This window comes from Pseudomonas sp. Irchel s3h14, from assembly GCF_900187425.1.
Lineage (GTDB): Bacteria > Pseudomonadota > Gammaproteobacteria > Pseudomonadales > Pseudomonadaceae > Aquipseudomonas.
This window is the reverse complement of record NZ_FYDJ01000038.1, coordinates 22,719-28,718: the sequence shown is the minus strand read 5'-3', so window position 1 is coordinate 28,718 and position 6,000 is coordinate 22,719. Positions and strand designations below refer to the sequence as shown.

6 protein-coding genes are annotated in these 6,000 nt (G+C 60.4%); all 6 read right to left on the bottom strand.

Annotation, left to right across the window (positions count from 1 at the left end; all coding sequences use genetic code 11):
- Window positions 1-274 precede the first annotated feature (274 nt).
- On the bottom strand, window positions 275-2,116 hold the full coding sequence (locus CKW16_RS31165) for a nitric oxide reductase activation protein NorD (protein WP_095133508.1): 1,842 nt from the start codon (window positions 2,114-2,116) through the stop codon (window positions 275-277).
- 77 nt (window positions 2,117-2,193) lie between these two features.
- A complete protein-coding gene (locus tag CKW16_RS31160) occupies window positions 2,194-3,624 on the bottom strand; it encodes a cbb3-type cytochrome c oxidase subunit I (protein WP_095133506.1) in 1,431 nt (476 codons plus the stop codon).
- A 3-nt stretch (window positions 3,625-3,627) separates the two neighbouring features.
- Window positions 3,628-4,068, bottom strand: coding sequence for a cytochrome c (locus CKW16_RS31155; RefSeq protein ID WP_095133504.1), 441 nt, complete (start codon window positions 4,066-4,068; stop codon window positions 3,628-3,630).
- Between the two features lie 186 nt (window positions 4,069-4,254).
- Window positions 4,255-4,512, bottom strand: coding sequence for a cytochrome C oxidase subunit IV family protein (locus CKW16_RS31150; protein WP_095133502.1), 258 nt, complete (start codon window positions 4,510-4,512; stop codon window positions 4,255-4,257).
- A gap of 10 nt (window positions 4,513-4,522) precedes the next feature.
- Window positions 4,523-5,110 (bottom strand): cytochrome c oxidase subunit 3 family protein, encoded by a 588-nt coding sequence (locus CKW16_RS31145; protein ID WP_095133500.1) that lies wholly within the window; start codon window positions 5,108-5,110, stop codon window positions 4,523-4,525.
- Window positions 5,094-5,897 (bottom strand): CbbQ/NirQ/NorQ/GpvN family protein, encoded by an 804-nt coding sequence (locus tag CKW16_RS31140; protein ID WP_046046542.1) that lies wholly within the window; start codon window positions 5,895-5,897, stop codon window positions 5,094-5,096. Before CKW16_RS31140 ends, CKW16_RS31145 begins: the two co-directional genes overlap by 17 nt.
- Between the last annotated feature and the right edge of the window lie 103 nt (window positions 5,898-6,000).

Below are 6,000 nucleotides of genomic sequence, written 5' to 3'. Positions count from 1 at the left end.
AGCTCTTCCAATTTTGGCCAGAAGCCGACGACGGCTTCCTCGAGTAGGCCTGATACATAGATGCAACGGGGCGGCAGTTTTTTTAAAAGCGGGTAGACAGTGGGGGCGAGTCCATACATAGCAGCTGCCGAGCCTGCGAGGCTGCGTCCGGCTGCGCAGCAGTCGTAAACCCTGAACCCGCGGTTTAACTGATACACCGCGGTGAATGGTTTTACGACTGCTTCGCAGCCGAACGCAGCCTCGCAGGCTCGGCAGCTGCTACAGACCGTGTTCATCACGGCTGGGTCAGCTGGCGATACAACTGCGGCAAGCGCAGGGGTAATTGCTCGGGCTGGCGGATCAGGGTGTAGCCATTGGCGCCGAACATGTAAGGCAGGTAATCCCCTGCCTCGCGATCAATCGTGATACAGAACGGCGTCAACCCCTGACGCCGCGCCTCCAGCACCGCTTCGCGGGTGTCTTCAACACCGTAGCGCCCCTCATACAAATCCAGATCATTCGGTTTGCCATCCGTCAGCAGCAGCAACAGCTTGCTGCGGCGTTTGCTCTTGCCCAGCAGTTGGGTGGCGTGGCGGATGGCGGCACCCATGCGGGTGTAATAACCCGGTTTGAGCCCTTGAATGCGACCGCGGGTGTTGTCGTCATAACGCTGGGTGAAGGACTTGAGTTCCTGCATGCGCACTTGATGACGACGCAGCGAGGAAAACCCGTACAGGGCGAAATCATCACCGAGCACCGACAGGGTTTCGCCGAACAGCAGCAAGCTGTCGCGGATCACATCAATCACCCGATGCTCATCGTTCAAGTGCGCGTCGGTGGACATCGACACGTCGGCCAGCAACAGGCACGCGAGGTCGCGGCGCGTCTGCCGTTGTTCCATGAACAGACCGCGTTCCGCACATTGGCCATGCTCGCGTTCAACGTGAAAATCCAGCCAGGCCTGCATGTCCAGTTCAGCCCCTTGGGGTTGCTGGCGTAACCATTGGCGATCATTGCGCAGGTGCTCGAACTGGCGGCGCAGTCGGTGCGCCGAGGCCTTCAGCCGTGGCGGCAATGGCTGCGCCTCACAGTCGCGGGGCACCATCATTTGCAGATTAACGAAGCTGTCCTGCATCTGCTGTTTGCGATAGTCCCATTCCGGCAACTTGATGCCCTCGCCCAACGGGATATCGTCAACATCGGCCGGTGGCAAATCCAGGTGCAGCTTGAGGCCGCCGCCCTTGCGCAGACGGGTGCGCGACAGGCTCAACTCATCGAGGTCCTCGGCGACTCTGGCCGCGTCAGGGTTTTCGCTGTCGTCTGACCAGCGATCGAGGTCGACGTGTTCGGTCCAGCTGAACAGGTTCTCCAAGCGCACGATCAACAACCCGCCATCGCGGCTGCCTTCATCGATCCGCTTGGCGCGTTTGCTTCCGCCTTTCTGCTCACCGGGCGGAGTCGTCAGCGATTCTTCCGACTCGTCACCGAGGTCGGCAGCCTGCGGGCTGGCGAGGTTTTGCGGCGGGTACAACCACAGCGGCAACGGCCAGGCGGCCCGTTCGCTGCGGGGAAAATGTTCGACACTGCCGGGCTCGCGTAGCGCCTGGCATAACGCTCGTTCCAAGGCCGCTTCACCGGGATTCAATGTTGCCGGATCCGGGCGTAGTTGCAGATGGGCATCGACCAAACGTTTGTACCGGGCACGCAATGCGGGATAGCGCCGCAACAACTGTTGCGTCCAGCGTTGATTGTCCCGACCCCAGTGCCGCATCTGACCGGCCTGGGCCGCCAGTAACGCGAGCCAACGATAGAGTTCCTCGTTCAGCGCGACTTCAGGAAACACCGCGAGGCTCGACGGCAGACGAAGATTGGTCTCGTCGCACCACGCCAAGGGCACTTGCTTGCAGGTGCCGGCGATCTGCTGCAACACGTTGCGCCGCAACAGCAGATCGCGGTCGCTGGCGGCTTCCACGCCGACGCCATTGGCGCCACCCATGGCGCGAAACAACAACGCCAGCGGTCGCTGCTGGTGGATCAGTTCGACCCGGGCCTCGGGAAAGTCCGGGCTGGCACGGCGGGTGATGAAGCGATGCCAGACGCTGCCGACCCACTCTTCCAGTTCGACGGTAAAGGCCATGGTTTTTTTCCTCTGAAAACCAATGTGAAACGGCCCGCTGTACCAGCCGGGCCGTCCTCCTTCAGGTTGTTATTGACTCACGAACGAACAGCGGATGCGGCAGTCGCTGTGATCCCCACTGGCACCCGCCGCTTGAAGCTGGACAGGTAGCAAAGCAGCCCTGCGAAGAAACCGAGACCGGCGCCCAGACGGGCCCAGAACAGCACTTGCAGATGATCGACAGTGGCCATGAACGGTAACGCGACGCCATCCACCGGCCAGCGTTGCAGGTAGATCTGCACGACACCGGCAGCGGTGAGCAGCAGCGTGATCATGACCATCGACAGGGTCATCAACCAGAAGCCCCAGATCTCCAGTTGCTGCGAACGCTCGTCCGCTGCTTCGCCGAGCCCTCGCAGTTTCGGCATGGCATAGCTGATCAAGGTCATCACGATCATCGCGTAAGCACCGTAGAAGGCCAGGTGACCGTGAGCCGCCGTTAACTGCGAACCGTGGGTGTAGTAGTTGACCGGTGCCAGGGTGTGCAGGAAACCCCAGACGCCAGCGCCGAAGAAAGCGGTTACCGTGGTGCCCTTGGCCCACAGCGTGGCGGCGCGGTTCGGGTGGTCCCGCCGACGGTTCTTGACCATGCTGAAGGCGAATATCACCATCGCCAGGAAGGGTAGCGGCTCGAGTGCCGAGAAGATTGAACCGACCCACAACCAGACCTCAGGTGCACCGATCCAGAAGAAGTGGTGACCGGTACCGATGATCCCCGTTATCAGCGCCATGGCGATGATCACGTAGAGCCATTTCTCCACGACCTCCCGGTCCACACCGGTGATCTTGATCAGGACGAAGGCCAGCATCGAGCCCATGATCAGTTCCCACACGCCTTCCACCCAAAGATGCACCACCCACCACCAGTAGAACTTGTCGCGGGCCAGGTTGCCGGGGTTATAGAAGGAGAACAGGAAGAACACCGCGAGCCCGATCAGCCCGGTCATCATGACCATGCTGACGGTGGTCTTGCGCCCTTTGAGCAAGGTCATGCCGATGTTGTAGAGAAAGCCCAGGCAGACCACCACAATGCCCATCTTGGAGATGGTCGGCTGCTCCAGGAACTCCCGGCCCATGGTCGGCAACAACTCGTTGTGGGTCAGCTTGGCCAGGCCGGCATAAGGCACCAGCAGGTAACCGAGGATCGTCAGCACACCAGCGGCGGCGAATACCCAGAACAGGATGATCGCCAACTTCGGACTGTGCAGTTCGCGGTCAGCCTCTTCTGGAATCAGGTAGTAGGCAGCCCCCATGAAGCCGAACAATATCCAGACGATCAGCAGGTTGGTGTGCACCATCCGCGCCACGTTGAAGGGGATGATCGGAAAGAGAAAGTCTCCGATCACGTATTGCAGGCCCATGATCAAACCGAACAGTATCTGACCGAGAAACAGGATCAGTGCAAACACGAAGTACGGTTTGGCCACGGATTGCGAGGCGAATTTCAGATGCGGATTAGCAATGCTCATCGCTTAGCCCTCCTTGTTTGGCGGCCAGCCATTGGTGTTGATTTTCGAGCTCCATTTGAGGAACTCGGCGATGTCATCCACCTCCTGGTCACTCAACTTGAACTGAGGCATCGCGCGACGGCCCGGTACGCCCAGTGGCTGCATCTTCATCCAGGCGTGCAGGAAGGGTTTGAAACCCGCCTCTCCGCCGCGCCGCTGGAACACGTTGCCCAGCTCAGGCGCGAAGTAGGCGCCCTCGCCCAACAGCGTGTGGCAGCCGATGCAGTTGTTTTGCTCCCAGACCGTCTTGCCGCGAATCACTGATTCGGTTAACTGCGCTTCATTGCTGCGCTCTGGAAAGGTCTGTTCCGTGTGATAGGTCAAAGCCAGGAATATCAGGAAGAAGAAGATGCTTCCCCCGAAGTAGATATTCCTGGCCATGCCTTTGGTGAAGGTGTCTGACATGGTCGCTTCCTCTTTGCTAGGCCCGTCCATCATAGGAAGCGAAGGGTCGAAACCTGCTTGATGGCGATCAAGAAAGTCAGATGGTTTGGGTCGGGTATAGATCGTATGACTGACGAAGATCCAATGTGGGAGCGGCGGTGCGGCGATCCCACATTGGAGTTGCGCTGTTTTACGGGCTGTATTCCTTCAGCGGAACAACACCAATGTCAGGCCTACCACCGCCGCCAACACCAGCGCCCAGCTCAACATCAACCGGCGCCACAGTCGCGGCGCATGGCGCATCTCCATGAAGCCATCGGTGATCAGCCACGCCTTGCCGACCGCCACCAGCAAGATGGCAATCGACAGCAACCACGTTGCACCGGCCTGGGCCAGCACCACGGTGCAGACGCTTAACGTCGCGAGCGCGGCCCAACAGACGAGCAAAACCCTGGAAACAGACATGAGAACCTCGTCAACTCAGCACGTAGACCAGCGGAAACAGCACGACCCAGATCAGATCGACCATGTGCCAATACAACACGCCGGATTCAAACCCGCTACGCGTGTTGGCGTCGTACAGGCCACGGCGACAGCGCTCGGCCAGCCACCCGAGAATGACCATGCCGAGCACTACGTGGAGAAAATGAAACCCGGTGAGAATCCAGTACAACGTGAAAAACGTGTTGTGCTCCATGCCCAGCCCCGAGGCCAGCAAGTGCCGGTATTCCGTGAATTTCAGCACTACGTAGACACTGGCGGCGAGCAACGCCATCAGCAGAAAGACCGCGCCGTGGCGGGACCGTGAGCGCCTGACTTGCTCCTGCGCCAGCGCGGCGAACAGCCCCGCGGTGAGCAGGCTCAGGGTCATCGCCAAGCCGGTTGATGTGTTCAGCAATAGACGGCTTTCACTGAACATCTGCGGCTTGAGCGCCTGGGTCACGGCGAACGCCAGGATCAGGATGGCGAACACCGACAGCTCGGCCAGAATGAAAAACCACATTGCCAGATCGCCCGGCAAGTGACGGCGCGTAACGCCCGTGGACTCAGCCGAAGTGGACATCAACCACGTCCATCAGCGCGGCTACGGTCAGTGGATCATCGCTCAGCGGTTCGGCCAGGCAGGCCATGCAGGCCTCACGCGGGCTCATGCCGGAGCGGATCATCCGCGCCGTGAAAATCAGCAGTCGCGTCGAGGCGACCTCCTCCAGATCATGTTGATCGAGCCGGCGCAGCGCCTGGCCCAGCCGCACCACTTGTGCCGCCAGCGCGCTGTCCACCTGCGCTTCCCGGGCAACGATGCGTTCCTCATCGGCCACCGGCGGATAGCCGAAGCGCATCGCCACAAAGCGTTGGCGGGTGCTGGGTTTCATGCCTTTGAGCAGGTTCTGGTAACCGGGGTTGTAAGACACCACGAGCATGAAGGACGGCGGTGCCTTCAGCACTTCGCCAGTGCGCTCCAGGAACAACTCACGACGATCATCGGCCAGCGGGTGCAGTACGACCACTGTGTCCTGACGCGCCTCGACCACTTCGTCGAGGTAACAGATGCCGCCTTCACGCACCGCCCGGGTCAGCGGCCCGTCCTGCCACCAGGTGCCCTGGGCACCGATTAGATGGCGGCCGATCAGGTCGGCCGCGCTCAGATCGTCATGGCAAGCCACGGTGTACAGCGGCAGTTTCAGCCGATGGGCCATGTGCTGGACGAAACGGGTTTTGCCGCAGCCCGTCGGGCCTTTGATCAGCACCGGCATGCCGTGTCGCCAGGCTTGTTCGAACAGCGCCTCCTCATTATTCAGCGGTTGGTAGAAGGGTTCGATCGGGTGTTCGCAAGACTGGGTACGGTCCATGGGCTGCCTGTTCCAAAAGCGGATTCAAGGAACACGCTACGGGCCCCTGCGACAACCTGGCAAGTGAGATGGCCGGCAAACTTGATCGTCGTCAAGCGAACAT

Bases quoted from the DNA above. Each gene is read 5' to 3' on its own strand.
- CKW16_RS31165 (WP_095133508.1), bottom strand. From the start codon at position 2,116: ATGGCCTTTACCGTCGAACTGGAAGAGTGGGTCGGCAGCGTCTGGCAT.
- CKW16_RS31160 (WP_095133506.1), bottom strand. From the start codon at position 3,624: ATGAGCATTGCTAATCCGCATCTGAAATTCGCCTCGCAATCCGTGGCC.
- CKW16_RS31155 (WP_095133504.1), bottom strand. From the start codon at position 4,068: ATGTCAGACACCTTCACCAAAGGCATGGCCAGGAATATCTACTTCGGG.
- CKW16_RS31150 (WP_095133502.1), bottom strand. From the start codon at position 4,512: ATGTCTGTTTCCAGGGTTTTGCTCGTCTGTTGGGCCGCGCTCGCGACG.
- CKW16_RS31145 (WP_095133500.1), bottom strand. From the start codon at position 5,110: ATGTCCACTTCGGCTGAGTCCACGGGCGTTACGCGCCGTCACTTGCCG.
- CKW16_RS31140 (WP_046046542.1), bottom strand. From the start codon at position 5,897: ATGGACCGTACCCAGTCTTGCGAACACCCGATCGAACCCTTCTACCAA.